This window comes from Nocardia sp. CA-145437 (assembly GCF_050956485.1).
Lineage (GTDB): Bacteria > Actinomycetota > Actinomycetes > Mycobacteriales > Mycobacteriaceae > Nocardia.
Genome location: NZ_CP191204.1, coordinates 2,389,171 through 2,408,680, shown reverse-complemented (window position 1 = coordinate 2,408,680; position 19,510 = coordinate 2,389,171). Strand labels below are relative to the sequence as shown.

General features: G+C 67.9%; 25 protein-coding genes. 8 read left to right on the top strand and 17 right to left on the bottom strand.

The features are described from left to right. Positions 1-73: 73 nt before the first annotated feature. A complete protein-coding gene (locus ACQPYY_RS10755) occupies positions 74-1,537 on the top strand; it encodes a three-helix bundle dimerization domain-containing protein (protein WP_433593620.1) in 1,464 nt (487 codons plus the stop codon). 8 nt (positions 1,538-1,545) lie between these two features. On the opposite strand, the gene ACQPYY_RS10750 is transcribed toward ACQPYY_RS10755, so the two are convergent. Together ACQPYY_RS10750 and ACQPYY_RS10745 are read right to left on the bottom strand one after the other, a co-directional pair. Further along, positions 1,546-1,959 (bottom strand): hypothetical protein, encoded by a 414-nt coding sequence (locus ACQPYY_RS10750; protein ID WP_433593619.1) that lies wholly within the window; start codon positions 1,957-1,959, stop codon positions 1,546-1,548. 208 nt (positions 1,960-2,167) lie between these two features. Then, positions 2,168-3,076, bottom strand: a complete 909-nt coding sequence (locus ACQPYY_RS10745) for a LysR family transcriptional regulator (RefSeq protein WP_433593618.1) — start codon at positions 3,074-3,076, stop codon at positions 2,168-2,170. Between the two features lie 79 nt (positions 3,077-3,155). On the opposite strand from ACQPYY_RS10745, the gene ACQPYY_RS10740 reads away from it, so the two are divergent. Continuing rightward, positions 3,156-3,812: an SDR family oxidoreductase gene (locus ACQPYY_RS10740; protein WP_433593617.1), complete on the top strand. Its 657-nt coding sequence runs from the start codon at positions 3,156-3,158 to the stop codon at positions 3,810-3,812. A 68-nt stretch (positions 3,813-3,880) separates the two neighbouring features. Here the strand turns inward: ACQPYY_RS10740 and ACQPYY_RS10735 are convergent, their stop codons facing one another. Then, positions 3,881-4,072, bottom strand: coding sequence for a DUF397 domain-containing protein (locus ACQPYY_RS10735; protein WP_379102100.1), 192 nt, complete (start codon positions 4,070-4,072; stop codon positions 3,881-3,883). Next, positions 4,069-4,947 (bottom strand): DUF5753 domain-containing protein, encoded by an 879-nt coding sequence (locus tag ACQPYY_RS10730; RefSeq protein WP_433593616.1) that lies wholly within the window; start codon positions 4,945-4,947, stop codon positions 4,069-4,071. Before ACQPYY_RS10730 ends, ACQPYY_RS10735 begins: the two co-directional genes overlap by 4 nt. A 351-nt stretch (positions 4,948-5,298) precedes the next feature. Here ACQPYY_RS10730 and ACQPYY_RS10725 point away from each other — a divergent pair, with 351 nt between their 5' ends. Continuing rightward, on the top strand, positions 5,299-5,535 hold the full coding sequence (locus ACQPYY_RS10725) for a hypothetical protein (RefSeq protein ID WP_433593615.1): 237 nt from the start codon (positions 5,299-5,301) through the stop codon (positions 5,533-5,535). A gap of 186 nt (positions 5,536-5,721) precedes the next feature. Here ACQPYY_RS10725 and ACQPYY_RS10720 read toward each other — a convergent pair whose 3' ends face one another. The 6 genes from ACQPYY_RS10720 to ACQPYY_RS10695 all read right to left on the bottom strand — a co-directional run bounded on the left by ACQPYY_RS10720 (position 5,722) and on the right by ACQPYY_RS10695 (position 10,414). Continuing rightward, positions 5,722-6,528, bottom strand: coding sequence for an LLM class flavin-dependent oxidoreductase (locus tag ACQPYY_RS10720; RefSeq protein ID WP_433593614.1), 807 nt, complete (start codon positions 6,526-6,528; stop codon positions 5,722-5,724). A 140-nt stretch (positions 6,529-6,668) separates the two neighbouring features. Further along, positions 6,669-6,872: a zinc transporter Slc39a7 gene (locus ACQPYY_RS10715; protein ID WP_433593613.1), complete on the bottom strand. Its 204-nt coding sequence runs from the start codon at positions 6,870-6,872 to the stop codon at positions 6,669-6,671. A 118-nt stretch (positions 6,873-6,990) separates the two neighbouring features. After that, the gene (locus ACQPYY_RS10710) at positions 6,991-7,269 is read right to left on the bottom strand and encodes a hypothetical protein (protein ID WP_357281341.1); all 279 of its coding nucleotides are present in this window, start codon (positions 7,267-7,269) and stop codon (positions 6,991-6,993) included. Positions 7,270-7,349: 80 nt separating this feature from the next. After that, the gene (locus tag ACQPYY_RS10705; RefSeq protein ID WP_433594617.1) at positions 7,350-7,745 is read right to left on the bottom strand and encodes a nuclear transport factor 2 family protein; all 396 of its coding nucleotides are present in this window, start codon (positions 7,743-7,745) and stop codon (positions 7,350-7,352) included. Between the two features lie 238 nt (positions 7,746-7,983). Beyond that, positions 7,984-8,883: a Vgb family protein gene (locus tag ACQPYY_RS10700; protein ID WP_433593612.1), complete on the bottom strand. Its 900-nt coding sequence runs from the start codon at positions 8,881-8,883 to the stop codon at positions 7,984-7,986. Between the two features lie 79 nt (positions 8,884-8,962). After that, complete coding sequence (locus ACQPYY_RS10695; RefSeq protein ID WP_433593611.1) at positions 8,963-10,414, bottom strand: amidase; 1,452 nt, start codon at positions 10,412-10,414, stop codon at positions 8,963-8,965. 434 nt (positions 10,415-10,848) lie between these two features. On the opposite strand from ACQPYY_RS10695, the gene ACQPYY_RS10690 reads away from it, so the two are divergent. After that, complete coding sequence (locus tag ACQPYY_RS10690) at positions 10,849-11,070, top strand: hypothetical protein (protein WP_379102083.1); 222 nt, start codon at positions 10,849-10,851, stop codon at positions 11,068-11,070. Here the strand turns inward: ACQPYY_RS10690 and ACQPYY_RS10685 are convergent. From ACQPYY_RS10685 to ACQPYY_RS10670, 4 genes are all read right to left on the bottom strand, one after another. Further along, positions 11,051-11,743 carry an IMP cyclohydrolase gene (locus tag ACQPYY_RS10685; protein ID WP_433593610.1) on the bottom strand — a complete coding sequence of 231 codons (693 nt, stop codon included), beginning with the start codon at positions 11,741-11,743 and terminating at the stop codon, positions 11,051-11,053. The genes ACQPYY_RS10690 and ACQPYY_RS10685 overlap by 20 nt on opposite strands. An 8-nt stretch (positions 11,744-11,751) precedes the next feature. Continuing rightward, complete coding sequence (locus ACQPYY_RS10680) at positions 11,752-12,306, bottom strand: dihydrofolate reductase family protein (RefSeq protein WP_433593609.1); 555 nt, start codon at positions 12,304-12,306, stop codon at positions 11,752-11,754. Positions 12,307-12,408: 102 nt separating this feature from the next. Continuing rightward, complete coding sequence (locus ACQPYY_RS10675; RefSeq protein ID WP_433593608.1) at positions 12,409-12,873, bottom strand: YybH family protein; 465 nt, start codon at positions 12,871-12,873, stop codon at positions 12,409-12,411. A 9-nt stretch (positions 12,874-12,882) separates the two neighbouring features. Continuing rightward, positions 12,883-13,464, bottom strand: a complete 582-nt coding sequence (locus tag ACQPYY_RS10670) for an NADPH-dependent FMN reductase (protein ID WP_433593607.1) — start codon at positions 13,462-13,464, stop codon at positions 12,883-12,885. 167 nt (positions 13,465-13,631) lie between these two features. On the opposite strand from ACQPYY_RS10670, the gene sigJ reads away from it, so the two are divergent. Continuing rightward, positions 13,632-14,528 carry an RNA polymerase sigma factor SigJ gene (gene sigJ / locus ACQPYY_RS10665; protein WP_433593606.1) on the top strand — a complete coding sequence of 299 codons (897 nt, stop codon included), beginning with the start codon at positions 13,632-13,634 and terminating at the stop codon, positions 14,526-14,528. 45 nt (positions 14,529-14,573) lie between these two features. Here sigJ and ACQPYY_RS10660 read toward each other — a convergent pair whose 3' ends face one another. The 3 genes from ACQPYY_RS10660 to ACQPYY_RS10650 all read right to left on the bottom strand — a co-directional run bounded on the left by ACQPYY_RS10660 (position 14,574) and on the right by ACQPYY_RS10650 (position 16,810). Next, positions 14,574-15,308, bottom strand: coding sequence for a dienelactone hydrolase family protein (locus ACQPYY_RS10660; RefSeq protein ID WP_433593605.1), 735 nt, complete (start codon positions 15,306-15,308; stop codon positions 14,574-14,576). 190 nt (positions 15,309-15,498) lie between these two features. Next, entirely contained in the window at positions 15,499-16,182 is a 684-nt protein-coding gene (locus tag ACQPYY_RS10655; protein WP_379102066.1) for a type 1 glutamine amidotransferase domain-containing protein, read from the bottom strand. 25 nt (positions 16,183-16,207) lie between these two features. Beyond that, the gene (locus ACQPYY_RS10650; RefSeq protein WP_433593604.1) at positions 16,208-16,810 is read right to left on the bottom strand and encodes a TetR/AcrR family transcriptional regulator; all 603 of its coding nucleotides are present in this window, start codon (positions 16,808-16,810) and stop codon (positions 16,208-16,210) included. Between the two features lie 63 nt (positions 16,811-16,873). Here ACQPYY_RS10650 and ACQPYY_RS10645 point away from each other — a divergent pair, with 63 nt between their 5' ends. The 3 genes from ACQPYY_RS10645 to ACQPYY_RS10635 all read left to right on the top strand — a co-directional run bounded on the left by ACQPYY_RS10645 (position 16,874) and on the right by ACQPYY_RS10635 (position 19,484). Beyond that, positions 16,874-18,127, top strand: a complete 1,254-nt coding sequence (locus tag ACQPYY_RS10645) for an NADH:flavin oxidoreductase/NADH oxidase family protein (protein WP_433593603.1) — start codon at positions 16,874-16,876, stop codon at positions 18,125-18,127. A 131-nt stretch (positions 18,128-18,258) separates the two neighbouring features. Next, a complete protein-coding gene (locus ACQPYY_RS10640) occupies positions 18,259-18,912 on the top strand; it encodes a Uma2 family endonuclease (protein ID WP_433593602.1) in 654 nt (217 codons plus the stop codon). A gap of 284 nt (positions 18,913-19,196) precedes the next feature. After that, positions 19,197-19,484 carry a hypothetical protein gene (locus ACQPYY_RS10635; RefSeq protein ID WP_433593601.1) on the top strand — a complete coding sequence of 96 codons (288 nt, stop codon included), beginning with the start codon at positions 19,197-19,199 and terminating at the stop codon, positions 19,482-19,484. Positions 19,485-19,510 lie beyond the last annotated feature (26 nt).

Here is a 19,510-nt window from a genome sequence, read left to right as displayed (position 1 = left end):
CTGTGCGGCGCGGCTCTTTTCGCATTTTTCCTGCCGTGCAACGAAATTCGGTGCGAGGTCGGAGGGAGATACCGTGGCGGTCGGTGCTGCGCGGGAAGAGAAAGCTGCGCGGGAGGAGAAGTCGCTACGCGAGATGACGAATCGCCTGGTCGACGACTATGGCGAGGCGCATCCGCCGGAGCGGGTCGAGGCCGTGGTGGGTGCGGTGCGCAAGCGGTTCGAGGGGCATGCGGTGCGGGATTTCGTTCCGATTCTCGTCGAACGGATTGCGCGTCGGGAGCTGGATCCCAAACGTTCCAAGAACAGCGCGGGCCAGGTCGAGCTGAGCAAGTCCGAGCCGGTCGCGGAGAATGGCGAGAGCGCGTCGCCCCACGACCATGCGGCGGACACCACGAGCGTGTTCGCGGCCGTCGCCGGCCGGTTCGTTCCGGCGCGGCTGGTCGAGAACAAGCGGGTGCTGGGGGTCGCGGCGGCGGGCGTGGCGGCGGTCACCGCGCTGGGCGTGATTCTGGCTGTGCAGCAATCGGATTCGCCGTCGGACGGCGGCACCGCCGCGCCCGCCCTGACCACGGTGCGCGGGGTCGTCGGGTCGGAGAAGTCGGCGTTCTTCGACGATCCGAAGGTGGTCGACGTGTTGCGCAGGCACGGGCTCGCGGTGGACGTCGAGCCCGCGGGGTCGCGGCAGATCGCGACCTCGGTGGATCTCGGCAAATACGACTTCGCGTTTCCGTCCAGTTCGGCCGCTGCGGAGCGGATCCAGCGGCAGCGCGGAGTGAGCGGCAAGTACGTGCCGTTCTCCTCCCCCATGGCCATCGCCACCTTCAAGCCGATCGCGGACCTGCTGACCCAGTCCGGGATCGTGCAGCCCGGCGCGACAACGACTTTCGACGTCGAGAAGTACCTGTCGCTGGCCGAGAAGGGGGTGCAGTGGGCGCAGCTGGACGGCAACACCACCTATTCGGTGCCCAAGAACGTGCTGGTCTCCACCACCGACCCCCGCACCTCCAACTCGGCCGCCATGTACCTGGCCGTGACCGCCTACGTGGCCAATGACAACACCATCGTGCGCGGCGCGAAGGCCGAAGACTATGCGGTATCACGGGTTTCGCGCCTGTTCACCCGCCAGGGATACACCGAGTCCTCCAGCGACGGACCCTTCAAGGACTACCTGGCCAATGGCATGGGCACCGTCCCGATGGCCTGGATCTACGAGGCCCAGTACGTCGACGCCGCGGTGCACGACCAGCTCAAGCCCGACATGGTGCTGATGTACCCCAAGCCCACGGTGATGTCCCAGCACACCGTCGTCCCGTTCGACGACAAGGGCGACCGCCTCGGCAAACTCCTCACCACCGACCCCGACCTGCAGCGCTTGGCCGCCGACCACGGCTTCCGCCCGACCGACGTGAATCTGTTCACGAAAGCCACTGCCGCCCACCAGGTCCCGGTCGACCCGAACCTGGTGAACCAGGTCAGCCCGCCCGACTACGACACCCTCGAACACCTCCTCGACGGGGTCGCCAAGTCCTACAACTGAGCTGAGAACTACTCGTCGCCCGCGATGGTGACGGGCACCGAGCAGGAGGCCGAGCCCACCGCGAACGAGACCGCGGTGGGCTCCGGTGGTGTCTGTTCGCCGGCCGTCACCTCGACGGACAGTTCCGGCGTCCCCTCGGAGTCGATGGTGACGGCCTCGAAGGACAGCACATCGTCGCGAGCGTCCGCGCCCGCGGGGTAGTCGGTGGTGTCGACCGTCAGGCTGTTGTGGGGGAACGTCAGTCCCGATTCGGGGTCGACCCCGACGACCACGCGGACCTGCCCGGCCCCGGCCTTTCCCACCGGCCTCACCCGCACACCCACACGCACCGGCGCACCGCCCGGCGCGAGGGTCACCTGTTCGGGGCTGGGATCAATTACGAAGGGAAATCCGATCTCGCCGGTGTGTCCACTCGTTCCCATCATCAGCTCCTTGTCCACGGGGGTTCGTTGCCGACATCGGTCTTCTACCCGCTCGCGGGCCGGCTAATCGCCGAACGGGGGCTGGGCGGCGCTCGAGCCGCCCAGGTCTGCGCACGGCTTGGACGGCCTGCCGCTGGCGATCGAACTAGCCGCGGCGCGCCTGGTCGATGGCGATCGCGAATCCCGGCCAGGCGAAGAGGTCCGGACGCTACCGCGACCGATCGCCGCGACCCGGTAGCGACAGTGCGGGGATTCCGCGTTCGACGATGTCGGCGGTGAAACGGCGGACCAGCGGGTCGGCGGGGGTGGCGATGAGAGCGATGAGGTCGCGAGACAGGACCGGGTCCAGCGTTCTGAGGGTGCCGGGCAGGTCGGGGGTGAGCGCGGTCGTGGGAACCAGGGCGATGCCGAGGCCGGAGGCGGCCAGGTGGGCGGCGGTGGAGGCGTGGCGGACGCGGACGACGGGGGTGAGCGGGGTGCCGTGGCGGGCGGCTTCGGTGTCCAGCCACGCGGATAGGCCGTTGTCGGGGTGGTAGTGGATCAGGGGTTGATCGCGTAGGTCGGCGAACTCGAGGCGGTCACGCTCGGACAGCGGGTGGTCGGTGGGGAGGACCGCGATGACCTCCTCGGCGCCGATGAGTTCCTCCGCGCCGGTCCAGCGGGTGGGGCGGGGGCCGAAAGCCAGGTCGGCCGTGCCGGATTCGATGTGCTGGACCAGGTCGTCGGCGCTGGTGGCCTCGGTGAGGTGGATGCGGACTTCGGGGTGGTGGCGGATCCAGGTGCGCAGGACCGGGGCGAGCAGGCTCGCGGTGAGGCTTTCGGCGCAGGCCAGACGCACTCGGCCCGCCTCTCCCCGGGCCACCGATCGACCGCTGTCGACGACCCGGGCCGCGGCGGTCAGGGCCGCGCGGGCATCGGATTCGATGGCGCGGCCGATGGCGGTGGCGCGCACGCCGCGCGGCAGTCGCTCGACGACCGGTGCGCCGATCTCCCGCTCGAGGGCCGCGAGTTGATGCGACAGCGCGGGCTGGGACATGTGCAGGGCCGCCGCGGCATCGGTGATCGACCCGGCCTCCAGGACCGCGATCAGACATTCCAGGGCACGCAGCGTCGGCATTCGAGAATCTTATGGCAGGGATCGAAAAGATTCAGATCGCGAAGGGATGATCCGGATCCGATGCGCTGCTGAACCGGGCATGACAACACTGAACGACAAGAAGATGGTCATCGTCGGCGCCGGATCGGGCATCGCCCGCCGGATCGCCGAGGACGCGACGAACCAAGGCGCCCAGGTGATTTCGGTGGGACGGCCGGAGGTGGACCTTACCGACGAGGACACCATCGCCGCCCTGGCCGAGCGCGTCGGCGACCTGGACTACCTGGTGTCCCTGGCCGCCGACCACGCCAACGGCCCGGTCACCGACCTGGACCGGGACGCCGTGCACCGCGCCTTCGACGCCAAGGTGATCGGCCCGATCCTGCTGGCCAAACACTTCGCGCCCCGCTTCCGCGAAGGCGGCGCGATCCTGCTCTTCTCCGGCGTCGCCGCCTGGCGACCGGCGCCCGGCCGCACGGTCATGGCCAGCACGAACGCGGCCGCCGCCACCCTGGCCGAAGCCCTCGCCGTGGAGCTGGCTCCCCTCCGCGTCAACGCGATCTCCCCCGGCATCATCGACTCGGGCGCCTGGGACGGCCCCGGCAAGGACGCCTTCTTCCGAGCCATCGCCGACCGCAACCCCACCCGCCGCGTCGGCACCCCCGCCGACATCTCGTCCGCCGCCCTCCTCGCCCTCACCAACCCGTTCCTGACGGGCACGACCCTCCACGTGGACGGCGGCGGCCGCCTGGCGTGAGATCGGGTCGACGCGACGCAGCCCCCGTCGGGAAATCCGTACGGGGGCTTCGCCATTCGCGGGGGTTGTCAGCGATTCCAGATGCCGCTGTCGATGAAGTCGGACCACACCGTCGCGGGAAACTCCAGGATCGGCCCGAGCCCGCCGTCCTTCGTGTCGCGCACCAGCGTGGCCGCTGCGTCGTGCCGAACTTCGACGCACTGCTTGCCGGAATCGGAGAAGCTCGATTTGTACCATTCGCCCATGACCGGCTTGCTCATGCCGCGTACTCCTTTGCAGTTCGGACCACCAGATCCCTGGTGTCATCCGGTGACAACGCTACCGCTCGCAGACCGTTGATCGCCCTTCGATATTCGTTGACCTCATCGTCGTGTTCATGGAAGACGCTGCCGATGGCTCCTTCCGCGAATACCACCGGCGGCAATGCCATACCGCTTGTGCCCTTGGGGATTTCGAGCAGCATGAAGGCCTGCATGATCAACCCCGGGTGCGGGCCGACCGCGAACGGAATCAAGCGAAGCTCGACGTTGTCACGGGTACCGACCTCCGCGAGCCAGTGCATTTGTTCCACCATGACCTTCGGAGAGCCCGGCCGGTTCCGCAGAACCGCTTCGGATATGAACGCTTCCAACCGGAATCCGGATTCGTTCAAGCGGGCTTGCCGTTTGGCGGTCAGTTCGATCCGCCGTTCGGTATCCACCGCGGACAGGCTGGGCTCGGTGACATGGATGATCGCCCGTCGATAGTTGGGTGACTGGAGGATGCCGGGGACGATCACCGGCTGGTGCACGATGACCGCATCCGCCACGCCCTCGAGCCGTAGGAACTTCTCGAAGTTCGGCGCCACCTGATCCGTGTAGGCCTTCCAGAAGCCCTTCGAATTCCCTTGTGCTCTGGCGGCGCTGTCCTGGGCGCGGACCTCGTCCAGGAGTCTGAGCGCCTCGACGCGGTCCGCCGGCGCCGCGTGGTAGTACTCGAGCAGATCCTTGACCTGTGGCTTCGTGAGTTTGGTCGGGGAGCCCTCCTCCATCCGCATCAGAACGAACCTGGTGACCTCGAGATGCGCCGCCGCAGCCGACAGAGCTGTCCGAGGAGCCTTCGATCGCACCGACTTCATGAAATTGCCGAAATCCATGCGAGAGACCGTCAAACCGGCCATTTGTTAGCCTCGCTATCTGGGGAATGTTCCTTACGCACACGTGCGGAACGCACTTCTATCTTATTCGGCGCGACGTTGGCCATGCACGTATCGCCGCAATACTTTTGGGTGCATCCTTGACGTACCGAACATTCACCGGAAGCAACTGGGAGCCGTAATGCCTTGGGATGCTTGGGCTTTGACGTTCTTGTCCGTAGCTGGGGCGATAATCCTCGTCGTCTGCCTGGTCGAGGATCTGAGAAATTCCGGTCGGTATGGAAATAGGCCCCGCGGCCGTCACCGCCGGGGGCGGAAAGCAATGCGCGCGCGGCGGGAGGTGAATTCCCCATGGACTCCTACGACCGATTGGAGGACTGCGACGTCGGCGACGACGAGCCGACGATGAACTCCACGGAGGCCATGGAATCGCTTGTTCTGCATCGCGATTGCCTCACCGCGCTGTGTGAGCGGAAGATGGCGGCGAGTCAGGTCATCCGGGTCGCGCCCGAGCGGCGGAAGTCCGCCAAAGTCATTCCGTTCCCCGCCGCCCGAACGGAGTCGAACCGTGTCCCGCGTAACCGGTGACCGCCACCGCGCACCCCACCGCCCTCCGGCGACTCTCGTCGAGGCGAAGGCCGGGTGGGACCGTCACCGGGCGTGTGCCGACGACTGTCATGCCAAGCGGCACTACGAGTCCGCCGTCCAGCGGATGGTGCGCGGCCGCGGCCGCGGCTGGAACATCTGGCCTGCCGGGGATCGACCGCGCCCCGCCTAACGCCCGGCGAGCGCGGCCACCACGGGAGCGAACCGGTCCGCCACGTGGGCGCCGAAGACGAAGTAGGAGAACCCGATCTCCTCCCGGCGCCGCTGGATCTCGTCGATCGCGGCCGCCGGGTCGTCCGGCAGCACGGTCATCGCGTCGGCCGCGCGCAGCGCGGCGATATCGGTGGCGGGCGGGGCCATATGCGGCGCGACCGTATCGCCGACCACCGGCACGGCCAGCGCGAGCTCGGGTCCGTCGGTGGTGCGAAACTCCTGCGCCAGTTTCTCGACCTCGGCCCGAGGCTGATCGCCCAGCGCGAAGGTGACGGTATCCGCCATCTCCGCCGCCAATGCCCGAGCCTTCGGACCGAACACAGCCATCGCCACGGGCGTATGCCGCCCGGGCCCATCCCACTCCCGCAGCATTCGCACGGCCTCGCGCATCTCCCCCAGCCGCTGTCCCGGTGGCGGCACCCCATCGACGCCCTTCCCCGCCAACTCCTCCACGATGCCCGGCCTGCCCACGCCGATCCCCATCTCGAAGCGCCCCTCGGTGACCATCGACAGCGAATGCGCCTCCCACGCCGTCAACCACGCGGGCCGCAGCGGCGACGCGTAAACCCAAGTCCCGACCCGCAAGTCGGTCTCCGCGGCGACCGTGGCCAGCATCGGCGCGGGCGCCGGCTGCAGCTGCGGAAAGTCCGGCATCAGCAACGTCGAGTAGCCATGTCCCGCTACCCGCCGCGCCTGCTCCCGCCACCGCGCCACATCACTCCTGAGCGGCGCCACAACCCCGAATCGAAACGGCCTCGTCATCTCGAACTCCTGTCAGTAGGTATGCCCACAGGATTCGACGTCGCATCCCACCGAAATTCATCGCCCAGGATTCAGCTGCGGGCGAGAGGCTTCGCACCCGAAGTGGTGACGCTATGAATTCCGGCTTCTTGCGCTTCGACTCAGTCGTGGGTGTGCGAGTGGTCGTCGAGGAGATCGCTCTGGTGCACATGGGGATGCGAATGCACGGTCCCATCCTCATGGGTATGGGTGTGTTCGTGTTCGCTGTGGTCATGGTCGTGCGTGCTGTGGGCGTGGGTATGGGTCAGGGCGCCGTGACTGTGCGAGTGGGCATGGGGCTCGACGTGAGCGTGTTCGTCGGACATATCCCGGGTCCTTTTCTGTATCGAGTGAGCTCTACGGCAATGCATGCATACCAGTACGCCGCGGTGATATCCGGGATGCCCGCGTGGTCGGCGGGTGCACCGGCGACCGGAAGAGAACTCAACCCTCGCCGAACAGCGGGATCTGCCGCGAGGGCGCGGCGCCGCCGAGTCGGCGCAGACACCTCGCGCAGGTGACGTCCGCGCGGGTCGGTTCCAGCGCGGTCGGGTCCCATCCGGCGATACCGGTGTGGCACAACAGTTCCGGGACTTCCTCGCCGGCGACCCATTGGCCGAGACTGACGGCGTGCACGGTGCGCCCCCGCCGGACGACCGCGTGCACACCCGGCGCGCCGAAGGTGGCCCGGGTGGAGGCGGCCAGGGGCCCGATGTCGGTCATACGCCCAACGATAGGGACGGGCACCGACAATCGGGAACCCGCCGATCTGAGATCTTGCAGCCCTTGACGCGAGCAGCGATTCAGTGTGGTTGTTGCACTTGGCCTTTCGCCCACGCCCAGGCCGTCAGGAGCCAGTCGGTGCCGACCTTGCGCAATGCCAGAGTGAAGACCGCGCCGGTTTGTGTGACCGGCTCGCCACGAACGTTGTAGCTGAATGTCACCGGGACAACGACATATCCGGTGGTGTCGGTGACCTCGACATGATCGGGTTCACCGAGTTCGATGCGGTAGTCGGAAACGCCGAGGTGCTCGCCCTCCGCGAGCGCATCCCGCCACCAGTCCGCCGCGGCTGTGGTGCCCTGCCACACGTGCGGCGACATCCCGTCCAGAATCTGCATCGGGTCGGCACACGCCGCGACCATCGCCTTCTCATCGCCGCTGTTGAACGCGTCGACGTAGCGGCGCACTGTCGCCATGGGATCGTTCGAGCCAGTCACAACAGCACTCCTCGCCTGTCTTGTTTCACACGATGACTGCAGGTGAAGCACGCGCCCCTCTGCGGCCACGTTAGCACCGGGCGACGGGACGGCTGCGAGACCTTTCGACCCTGGCCGGTGTCAGCACCAGCCAGGGTCAGCGCGGCGCGCCCATCCACCGGCATGCGCATGTGGAGTTCGCGGGCCTCCTCGCGGTTGTAAGACGCAAACGACCTGTTCAGAAAGCATTGCGCGCCGGGGCGATTCGGGCCAGGGCGCCGATCTCCAATGCGGTCCATACGGCGCCGTCAGGACCGACGGAGATGCCGTGCGGCTCGGAGTGAGGGGTGGGCAAGTCGTGGACGGTGACGGACCCGTCGGGGGTGATCGTGCCGACGCGATTGCCACCCCATTCGGTGAACCAGACGCTGCCATCTCCGTCGACGGTGATCGCGTGCGGCCGGGCGGTGCGGTCGGGCAGCGAGAACTCGGTGATCTTTCCGTCGGGGGTGAGCCGTCCGATCTGACCGGCGGCGATCTCGACGAACCACAGCGCACCGTCGCGGCCCGCGGCGATTCCCACCGGCGCGGCCGCCTCGGTCGGCAGCTGGTGCAGGGTGATCACCCCGTCCATGCCGATCCGGCCGATGGCGTTGGCCTGGTTGAGCGTGAACCACATCCCGCCGTCGTCGCCCGCGGTGATCGCCGAGGGGAATGCGCCCGTGACGGGGAGCGGGAACTCGGTGACGCGGCCGTCGACGGTGATCCGGCCGATACGGTCGGCGGCGGTCTCGGTGAACCACAACGCGCCGTCGGGTCCCGCCGCGATGCCGAACGGACCGGAACCCGTTGCGGGCAGACCGAATTCGTCGATGACGCCGTCGGTGGTGATTCGCCCGATCCGGTCCGCCTGGTACTCGGTGAACCACAGCGCGCCATCGGGTCCCGGTGTGATGATGGTCGGCCCGCAGCCGGGGTCCAGCGGGTGGCTCGTCGGCTCCTCGCCCGGGACCAGTCGGCCGATCCGGCCGCTGTGGACGAGGGTGAACCACAGTGCGCCGTCCGGCCCCGCCGTGAGAGCGTAGGGTCCGGCCGCACTGTCGGCCACAGCGTGCTCTTCGATGGATACCTGGGTCAAAGGGACTCCTCCACATCGTGTTCGGCAGCGATGAGTTCGATGTCAGCCGGTGTTCCGGCCAGGGTCTGGTTCGGTGCGCTCACCGAGGCGCCCGGAAGCCGCCGATCTGCTCTTCGAGCAGCTCGGCCAGCCGCAGCGGGGTGCGGTCCTCGAACATCGGGCCGATGAGCTGCACCCCCACCGGCAGGCCCTCGGGGGACAGGCCCGTCGGGACAGCGGTGGCGGGCAGGCCGGGCATGGTGGCCATGCCGGCCCAGACGAGCTGGTCGAAGTACGGGTACTCGACGCCGTCGATGTCGATGTGCCGATTCTCCAGACTGCCGTTGTGGTCGTGCGGGAAGGCGGGAGTGGGCGTGATCGGGCACACCACAGCGTCGAACTCGGTGAAGAACCGCCGCCAGGCGTGGCGGTGGAGTTCGCGCCGGTTGTTCGTCTCGACCCACTCGCGGTGGCTGAGCACCATGCCGCGCACCCGCGCGGCATCGAGACTCCGGTCGTCCGCGCCCAGGGCGGCGGCACGGATCCGCAGCTGTTCGTACACGTCGACGGGAAGGTTCGCGGCGGCGTTCGACAGCATGAGCTGCATGTAGACCGTCGCCGCTTCGGTCGGGTCGGGCAGCAGCGGGCTGTGCCGTTCGACACGGGCGCCCGCGTCGGCGAGCGCGTCCGCGACCCGGTTCACGCCCGCCCGCACCGCCGATCCGGACGGAATCAGCGGATGGTCCTCGAGGATCAGGACCCGGAAGTCGGCCGGCCGCTCGTGACGCGCGGGCGGCAGAGCGAGGTCGTAGGCGATGCCGTGGGTCAGCGGGTCCGGTCCGGCCATCACGTCGAGCAGGAGCGTGAGGTCGCGGGCAGTGCGAGCCATCGGACCGACGACAGCGAGGTCGAGGTCGATCGGCAGGGCCGGCGCGGGCGGCGCGACCATGCCGCGGGTCGGCGCCAGTCCCAACGACGGCTTGTGCGCGTAGATGCCGCAGAAATGCGCGGGGGTGCGCAGCGAACCGGCGAGGTCGGAGCCGATGGACAGCGCGCCGAACCCGGACGCCAGCGCCGCCGCCGAACCACCGGACGACCCACCCGACGTGCGGCTGTGATCCCACGGATTGTTGGTGGTGCCGTAGATGTCGTTGAAAGTCTGGATGTCTCGCAGCATCAGCGGCACATTCGTCTTACCGAGCAGCACCGCGCCGGCGGCCTTCAACCGCGACACCTGGACCGCGTCCTCGGCCGGAACATGGTTCGCGTGCTGCGGGATGCCCCAGGTCGTGGGCAGTCCCGCCATGTCGTAGGACTCCTTGACCGTCACCGGGATGCCGAGCAGCGGCCGATCCTCGCCGCGGGCGCGCGCCTCGTCGGCGTGGCGTGCGGCGGCCCGCGCACGATCGAAGTCGGGTACGCAGATCGCGTTGATCGCCTTGTCGTCGCGCTCGATGGCGGCGATCGCCTCGTCGGTCAGTTCCACCGAGGTCACCGCGCCGGCCCGCAACGCGGCCGCGAGTTCTTCTGCCGATCGAAGATTCCATTGCATGAATACGACGCTATTGGCCTGCCACAACAGCCATAAAATGCCGGTTCTCGCAAACGAGAAATGCCGAACGGGGTGTCCTTCGGCGCGAATTGTCGGATTCGTTCTGCCCTATCCCAGGTCACGGCGTCGGCCGGGGCGAATACATGGGGCCGAGCCATGAAGTGCCTTTCGGCACAACGGGATAGATGTCACAGCCGGACCCGGCGGCCCCGCCATCCGCGGGTGCGGGCGGTCGGTCGCCGGATCGATCCGGGAAATACATGCGTAGAACGGCCGTGAGCGGCTACGCTGAACCGACAAATAGATAGCTGAGAGTTGCCTGGACCCTGCTCCGGCAGGATCGCCGCTGCACACCGCGTTGCACCGAAGTCACCTATTGGCCACTCACGCGAGGGCGAGCCCGGACGCGCGACAACCCCATCAGGAGGCCGGTCATGGCCGAAAACACCAAGCCATCACTGCTTTCCCGTATTTCCATGAAGCAGTGGTTCGCCATCGCTCTGGCCATCCTGGCCCTGGTGTTCATCGCCGAGAACCGCCACCGCGTCGACATCGAATTCCTGCTGCTCACCATTCGCTCCCCCATGTGGCTGGTACTCCTGGTGACCTTCGGCGTCGGCTGGCTCTCCGGCGTCCTCAGCCGACGCGGCCGCTGACCTCCCTCGCCACCGCGACGCCACTGTCGAAGGTGATCCCCGCCGCGGTGACCCGATAGCGCGGGTCGACGGCGTCCCATGCCTCGACGAGCGGATCGGCCGTGGTGAACGCGACCGGGGTGAACTGATGGTTCGGCTCGATGGTGACGCCGTCGGACTGGTAGGTGGAGAACATGATCCAGTTGTTCACGTCCCCCGCCTGAGCATCGAGGCGAACGTTCACCGGCGGCGCGTCACGGTCGGTGGTGGCCGCCGCGTTGATCGACGCGACGATCCGCTGGGTGTGGAGTTCGAGGGCGACCGATATCCGGGGTGTGTTGATCGGCGGGTCGGGCTCGTATCGGGTTGCGGCGATTCGGGAATCGAGCTCGTGGGCTGACAGTGCGCCGTGCAGCGGGACCGAATGGTCGCCGTTCGCGATGACGATCCCGTGATGGTCGGCGATCACCGCCGGGTAGTGCCGCAACTCGTCGTGCGGGCCGTCCTCGGTGGAGCGTGCCCGCAGCGCGACATCGCCGTCCCGGGTGGGATCGAGCACCCGAGCCTTGGACGCCCGGCTGCGGCCGGTCAGCACGACGAGCCCCTCCAGACACCCCCGGCCGTCGGATCGGAAGCCGATCACCCTCCCCGGGTACGGGTTTCGACGCATGAACTCCCGGATATCGATCGGCATCGCACTCCCTATCGGTCGACGACGTAGCGCTGCATCAGGACGGTGTTGAAGGGGCGTGTCTCGACCAGGCGGAGTGGGATGCGTTTGTCCAGCATGGGGAACATGGGGGTGCCGCCGCCGAGGATGATGGGCGCTACGAAGAGTTGGTACTCGTCGATGAGGTCATGGGGGATGAGGGAGGCGGCCAGGTTCGCGCCGCCGACCTCCATGACGCCGTCACCCTCGGACTTGAGCCTGCGGACCACGTCGACCGCGTTCTCACTGACCAAAGTGCTGTTCCACTCGACCTCGGTGAGGGTGCGGGAGAACACGTACTTGGGCTTGGCGGTCCAGAGCTCCCCGAACTCGCGCATGATCGGCCCTTCGTCCGCGGGGACGTGGGGCCAGAAGTCCGCCATCAATTCATAGAGGCGACGACCGTGCAGGGAAATGTCGATCTCGCGGTACCGATCGTTGTGGAACTGGTGAAGTTCCTCATCCGGATCGGTCCAGTCGATATTGCCGTCGCGATCGTTGATGTACCCGTCCAGGGACACGCTGATGCCATAGCTCAGTTTCCTCATAGCTGAGTAGACCTCCTCGACGCTCGAAACTCATCGGTGCGCTGCGGATCCCGGCCATCATCGCACCCGGAGGCCGTGGCCGGGACATACAGCGCGTTGGAATCACTCGGGTTGGAGGTCGATGGCGCTGGTGCCGGTGGTGACGTCGTAGGGGACGGAGACCTGGTCGTGGGCGATGAGCCAGGTGTTGTCGAGTTTGCGGAGGCCGTAGGTTACGCGAACCCACATGCCGGGGATTCGGTCGCCGGAATTCGTTGTGCCGGAAAGGCGGGCGAAGGCGTGGCCGTAGGCGACGTCGTCGCCGATGGTCAGGGTCAGGTCGCGGATCTCGTAGGTCACGGATTCGAAGAATTGGAAGACCTTTGCCCAGTTCGCGAGTTTGGCTTCGATGCCGACGTGCTGGAGTGGGGGTTCGACGTCGAAGGAGATGACGTCGGGGGTGTAGGCGTGGCGGATGGCTTCGAGGTCCCCGGCGTGCAGGGCCTTCATCACGCTGTCGATCTGCCCGCGGATCGCGGCCTCCTCCGAGGCGGTGCGATCGGATCGAACGTTGCTGGATGCGTTCATGATTCGCTCCTAGGAGTTCACGAGGGTGGATTCGGCGGACCGCAGCGGCGCGAGCGCGCCGGTCCAGGCGATCAGCTGGTCGAGGGTCTTGCCGAGGGTGGCGGCGTGTGCGGCGCTCGGGACGAACGTGGTGTGGTTCTCGAAGTCGGTGAGGACCGAAATCCCCACCTGGTAGCCGACATCCGCCATGCCGAGGGTGCTGCACACCGCGCGCAGCTGCACCACGGCGCGAGCGCCGCCGTTGACGCCGTACGAGACGAATCCGACCGCCTTGTTGTTCCACTCGGCGAACAGGTGGTCGAGGGCGTTCTTCACGACCCCCGGGTATCCGCCGTTGTACTCGGGGGTCACGATGACGAACCCGTCGCAGGCGGCGATGCGTTCGGCCCACGCGCGGGTGGGCTCGTTCGCGGAAGGGCCGAACATCGGCGGGACGGGCTCGTCGAAGTGCGGGAGGGGGTGGTCGCGCAGGTCGATCAGGTCGTACTCGGCGTCGCCGCGCGTCGAAGCCTGGTCCCGGACCCAGCGGGCGATCTGCGAGCCTTTGCGGTTGGGCCGGGTACTGCCGAGGATGATGCCGATTCTGGTCATGACCGAACTCCTGCTCTACTGAACGTTGCTTGCCCAACCGACGAAGCAGCCGTCCGGAATGTCAGGCCGCCGCCCGTCACCCCCGACCGAGACGCCTCGCGTCGCTCACATTCTTGGTCGCCGCATCGTCGATATCGGTAATGGCACGCAGACCGAAGGAGCCGACCATGACCGACCCGCAGCTGCCCGCGGTGATGAACGAACGCCGTCAGCTGATCAACCTCGCCTACCGGCTGCTCGGGTCGCTGGCCGAGGCGGAGGACGTGGTGCAGGAGACCTACGCGCGCTGGTACGCGCTGACCGAACCCCAGCGGCAGGAGATCCAGACGCCCGGGGCGTGGATGACCACCGTCGCCAGCCGGATCTGCCTCGACCTGCTCGGTTCGGCGCGCGCCCGGCGGGAACGGTATGTCGGCGAATGGATTCCGGAGCCGGTACCCGGCCGGACCGACTGGTTGGACGGGCTCGCGCCCGCCGATCCCGCCGACCGGGTCACACTCGACGAGTCGATCAGCATGGCGTTCCTCGTCGTCCTGGACTCCATGACGCCCGCCGAACGGGTCGCCTTCGTGCTGCACGACGTGTTCCGGTACTCGTTCGCCGAGGTCGCCGAAATCGTCGGCCGCTCCCCCGCCGCCTGCCGCCAGCTCGCCTCCAGCGCCCGACGCCGCATCGACACCTCCCGCGCGCCGTCCAGCAGCGAACGCGCCGACGTGGTCCGGGACTTCAAACGGGCTTGGGAGACACAGGATATCGAGGCGCTCATCGGGCTGCTCGACCCGCGCGCGACCGCCACGGCGGACGGCGGCGGCCTCGCGCTCGCGTTCCTCGAGCCGATCATCGGGCGCGAGCAGATCGCACGGGCCTGGATGGAGATCGCCGCACGCGGGCTCCCGATGACGCTGATCGAGCGGACCGTCAACGGACAGCCCGGTCTGGTCGCCGAGCTCGACGGCGCCGTCGTCTCGGTCTACGCCTTCGACATCGCCGACGGGCGGATCACCCGCATCTGGGTGATCCGGAATCCGGAGAAGCTGCGGCCCTGGACATCCGGGCTCGCCTGAGACGTCGCCGGGCCGGACAGCTGGTGTCGGCCCGGCGACCATCCTCTACTTCAGATGCCGGTCGAAGAAGCGGTTCGCCGCTTCCCCCGCATGCTGCGGGACGCCGGTGTGACCGCCCATATTCGCGTTCAACGTCTTCTCCTTCGAACCGAACGCGTCGAACAGGTCCAGGGCCATCTGCCGGTCGTTGCCCTCGTCGTCCCACTGCAGCAGGACGTGCAGCGGAATGGTGACCTGGCGAGCCTCCTCCATGATGGCCCGGGGCACGAAACTCCCCGCGAACAGGACCGCGGCCGCGATGCGCGGCTCGACCACCGCCAGGCGGGCGCCGATGGAGATCACCCCGCCCGAATACCCGACCGGGCCGCCGATCTCGGGCAGATCCAGGAGGGCGTCCAGGGCGGCCCGCCATTCCGAAACCGCCTGGCCCAGCAGCGGGAGTATGAGGCGGTCGACGATATCGTCGGTGACCGGCTCGCCGGCCCGCAGCGCCCGCTGCAGATCCGCGCGAGCCTGATCGACGCCGGCGAGACGGGGCCGCACACCGCTACCGGGGAGCTCGAGGGCGGCCGCCGCGTAGCCCTCCGCCACGGAGTACCGGGCCCTACCCAGCAATCGCGGATACATCGTCCCCAGCCCGGCGGCGGAATGACCGAGCAGGATCAGGGGCATCGGCGCGGATACGGCCGTGGGTGTCCACAGGATGCCGGGGATATCGCCGAGAGTGAATTCACGCTCGAGAACGGAGTCGTCGAGACGCTTTTCGGAAATGAATTGCATGGTCGTGCCTTTCGGAGTGCACAGAACGGCGCTCCCGGACGACCTATCGCCCGACCATGACTCCGGAGGGGAGCACCCATGTCGATACTGCGTTCACGGGTATCACCTCCTCGTCCTCTGGCACGGTCCCCGGAAAAGTAGCAATGGTCACCCGGGTCGTCAAAGGGTTTTCCCGAAGACTCCGAGGCGGTCAGAGCAGGGCGGCGACCTGCTTCGCCGTCTCCTTCGCCGACCCGGGATTCTGGCCGGTCACCAGATTGCCGTCGACCACGGCGTAGGAGACGAACGGCAGCATGGCCTTCTCGTACCGCGCGCCCCGCTTCTTCATCTCCTCCTCCGCGTTGTAGGGCACCAGCTTGTCGACGCGCGCGAGAACCTCTTCCTGCCAGGCGAATCCGGTGAGTTTGCGACCCGCCACCAGGTAGGAGCCGTCGGAGAGGCGGGTGTTGAGCAGGCCGCAGTAGCCGTGGCAGACCGAGGCGACGATGCCGCCGCGTTCGAAGATCTCGCGGGTGATGCGTTGCAGGCCTTCGCTGTCGGGGAAGTCGTACATGACCGCGTGGCCGCCGGTGAAGTAGATGGCGTCGTAGTCGGCCGAATCGATCTCGCCGGGGGCGGCGGTCTTCTCCAGCAGGTTCATCCGGGCCGGGTCGGCGCGCCACGCCTTCGCGGTGCGGTCGTAGTTGGGGAACTTCAGCGACCGCGGTTCCAGCGGGGACGGCCCGCCCGCGGGGCTGACCAGGGTCTGATCGAAGCCGTGCTGCTCGAAGACGTGCCAGGCGTGAGTGAGTTCGGACAGCCACAGGCCGGTCGGATGGGACGGATCGTCGTAGTGGCCGACATTGGTCACGACATTCAAGATGCGCTTGGACATGCTCGAAACTCCTTCTGGTCGTGGATTATTCGGATAAGTCGGAGGGGCTCGCGGCGGCGGGCAGGGAGAGGACGGCGGCGAACGCGGCCCGCACGTGATCGGCCACCTCTCGACTCGACTCCGCCGGGAGCTTGCCGTCCAGGTGCAGGAACGCCAGCCCGTGGGCGAGCGCCCAGCCCGCCGAGGACAGCGCGTCCGAGCCGCCGCCCGGGAAGACGCAGGCCATCGCGAGACGCAGGAGATCGTGGATCTCCTCCGCCGCCGCGACCCGCTCCTCGCCGCCCGCGTCGCAGGCGGTGCCGAACATCAGGCGGAACAGGGCGGGGCGGCGCAGGGCGAACTCGACGTAGACGACCGCCAGTTCGGCGAGGTCGGCGGGTGATTCCGGGAGCCGGCGGCCCTGGGTCAGGTCGGCCTTCAGGTCGCGCAGGCCTTGCGCGGCCAGCGCGGATTCCAGGGCCTCGCGGTCGGCGAAGTGCCGGTAGGGGGCGGTCGGTGAGACGCCCACCTCGCGGGCCAGGGCCCGCAGCGAGAACGGTTCACCGGCCTCGAGGCCGCGCATCGCCGCCGCCAGCAGCGAGACGCGCAGGTCGCCGTGATGGTAGCCACTCTTCACTGATGTTGACACTGCTTACACTCCCTCCTAGCCTCATGTTAGCAATGTAAACATACCGCGTTCAGGAGAAAGCTGATGACACCGGTCTTCGAACCGTTCACGCTACCCAACGGCGTCACACTGCCGAACCGGCTGGTCAAGGCCGCGATGGAAGAGAACATGGCCGCCGCCGGCCAACTCCCCGACCACGCCCTGTTCGAGCTGTACCGGCGCTGGAGCCGCGGCGGCGTCGGGCTGATCATCACCGGCAACGTCATGGTGCACGCGGACGCCCTGACCGGGCCGGGCGGCGTCGTCCTCGACCAGGATTCGCCGCTGGAACCGTTCCGGCAGTGGGCCACCGCGGCCACGAGCGGCGGGGCGCGGGTGTGGATGCAGATCAATCACCCCGGGCGGCAGGTGCGGGCGGATATGCCCGGCGTCGCGTGGGCCCCCTCCGCCGTCCGGGTCGATATCGGCAAGACCAGCAAGATGTTCGCCGAGCCGGTCGCGATGAGCGCGGCGCAGATCGCGGAAACGGTGCGGCGGTTCGCCGAAACCGCCCGCCGCGCAGCCGAAGCCGGATTCGACGGCGTCGAAATCCATGCCGCGCACGGCTACCTGCTGTCGCAGTTCCTCTCGCCGCTGGCCAACCGGCGCACCGATCAGTGGGGCGGCAGCCTGGAGAACCGGGCCCGACTGCTCCTCGACATCGTGCGCGCGGTCCGGGCCACGGTCGCTCCCGAATTCCCGGTCGCCGTGAAACTCAACTCCGCCGACTTCCAGCGCGGCGGCTTCGACGCCGACGACGCGGCCGCCGTGATCGCCATGCTCGCTCCCCTCGGCGTCGACATCGTCGAACTGTCCGGCGGCAGCTACGAGGCGCCCGCCATGACCGGCCAGGCCGGCGACGACCGCACCCGCGCCCGCGAGGCCTACTTCCTCACCCTCGCCGCCGAACTCGCCACCACCAGCCCACTCCCCCTCATGCTCACCGGCGGCATCGTCCGGCGACGCGTGGCCGAAGAAGTCCTGGCGGGCGGCGTCGACCTGGTCGGCATGGGCACCGCCCTCGCCGTCGACCCCGACCTCCCCACCACCTGGCGCCACGAACCCGACGCCGCCGTCGAACTCGCCCCCGTCCGCATGAAGAACAAAGCCATGGCCTCCGCCGCCTCCATGGCCCGTGTCCGCCGGCAACTCCGCCGCCTCGGCGCAGGCCGCCCCACCCGCCCCACCCTCAACCCCACCCTCGCCCTCCTCCAGGAAACCGCCCTCCAACGCCGAGCCCTCCGCCGCTACCGCACCTGGCTCACCACCCGCGCCGCCCTGGCGGATTCGGTGCACTGACCCGCGTCAACGCGGCCATCCGGCGACCCGCACGGCACCGAATCCTCGTATGACAGTGGCCATCAGGGGGGTTCATAACGAGCGGCGAGCGACGCGTTGGATCGGGGCCGGACCTCGGTAGCATGGCCGATATGCCGACCCCGCCCGTCGAGCGACCCGACCTTCCACAGTTCATGACGTGGGAGGAACTCGAGAAGCTGCCCGATGAGATCGCCGGGCAGATCGAGTTGTGGGAGGGCCGCGTGGTGTGGGTCCGCAGGGGCCCGGCCGAGCATCAGGACTATTCGGTGGAACTGCGCAACGCGCTGCGACAATGCGCCCGGGAAACCATGGCGGCACAGCCTCAGCACTGCTGGCGGGCCTCGACCGAGACGAACATCTTCTTCGGCGCGACCGGGAAGTCCGATTTCGTCACGCCGGATTTCCTCGTCTATCGGTGCCCCGAGCAGGACTACCAGGACATCCGCGCGACCGCCGTGCTCATTGCCGGTGAGGTGCTGTCACCGTCGAACACAGAACGCGACATTGAGGCGAAGAAAGCGCGATACGCGGGAGCGGGCATCCCCTGGTACTGGGAAGTCATCCTCGGCCGAGACCCGCGGCGGATCTCCACCATTCGCGTCTACGGCCTCGAGACCGGGCACGCGAGCCTGCCGGAAGGGGTCTATTCGCTGCGGCCCGCCAACTACATCGTCGCGGGCGAGTGGAATTCCGGCGCGTCGGCTGCGATCGCCTTCGACCACCCATTCCCCATCCACATCGCTTGGGACGACATCGAATTCTGATGCGGCGGGGCCATGCCGTTCATGTCGGCTGAGCCCTCGGCCATGACGTGTAGGACCAGGATGGCGGCGATCAGGGCGATGAGGAAGCCGAGAATCGCGCCCAGCAGGATCCAGGCCGCGTCTCCGAGTTTGCGCCGCATCGGGCCCCCTTCAGGGATTCGGGATCGAACCTGACGCTATCGGGAGGGTGTGGAGCGGGCGGGCGTTGGTGGCGATCTTATTCCGTTGCCCGCCTTGGGGTTTGCGTTGACAATGAGGCCCACTGTCGACGGGGGAGGAAGCTCGTGAATCTGGATTTCGGTGTGCACCCGCTGTTTTCGTGGTACGTCGTACTACTACTGGTCAGCGGGATCGTCCTCTGGATCCTGGTGATCCCGCCGCGGCTGGACTGGTGGTGGCGGCTGGCCAACGCGGCCTGCGGCAGCCTGTGCGCCGGATATGGAGTTTATCTCGCATTCTTCTACCACTCCGGGACCTACCTGGTGATTCTCCCACTGTTCCTGCTCCCTGCCATGCTGGTGGTCATCTCGGTGTCGGCACTGCGGGGGGACACGACGCGCGGGCAGAGGTGACACAAAAGCGGGCAGGGGTGACACAA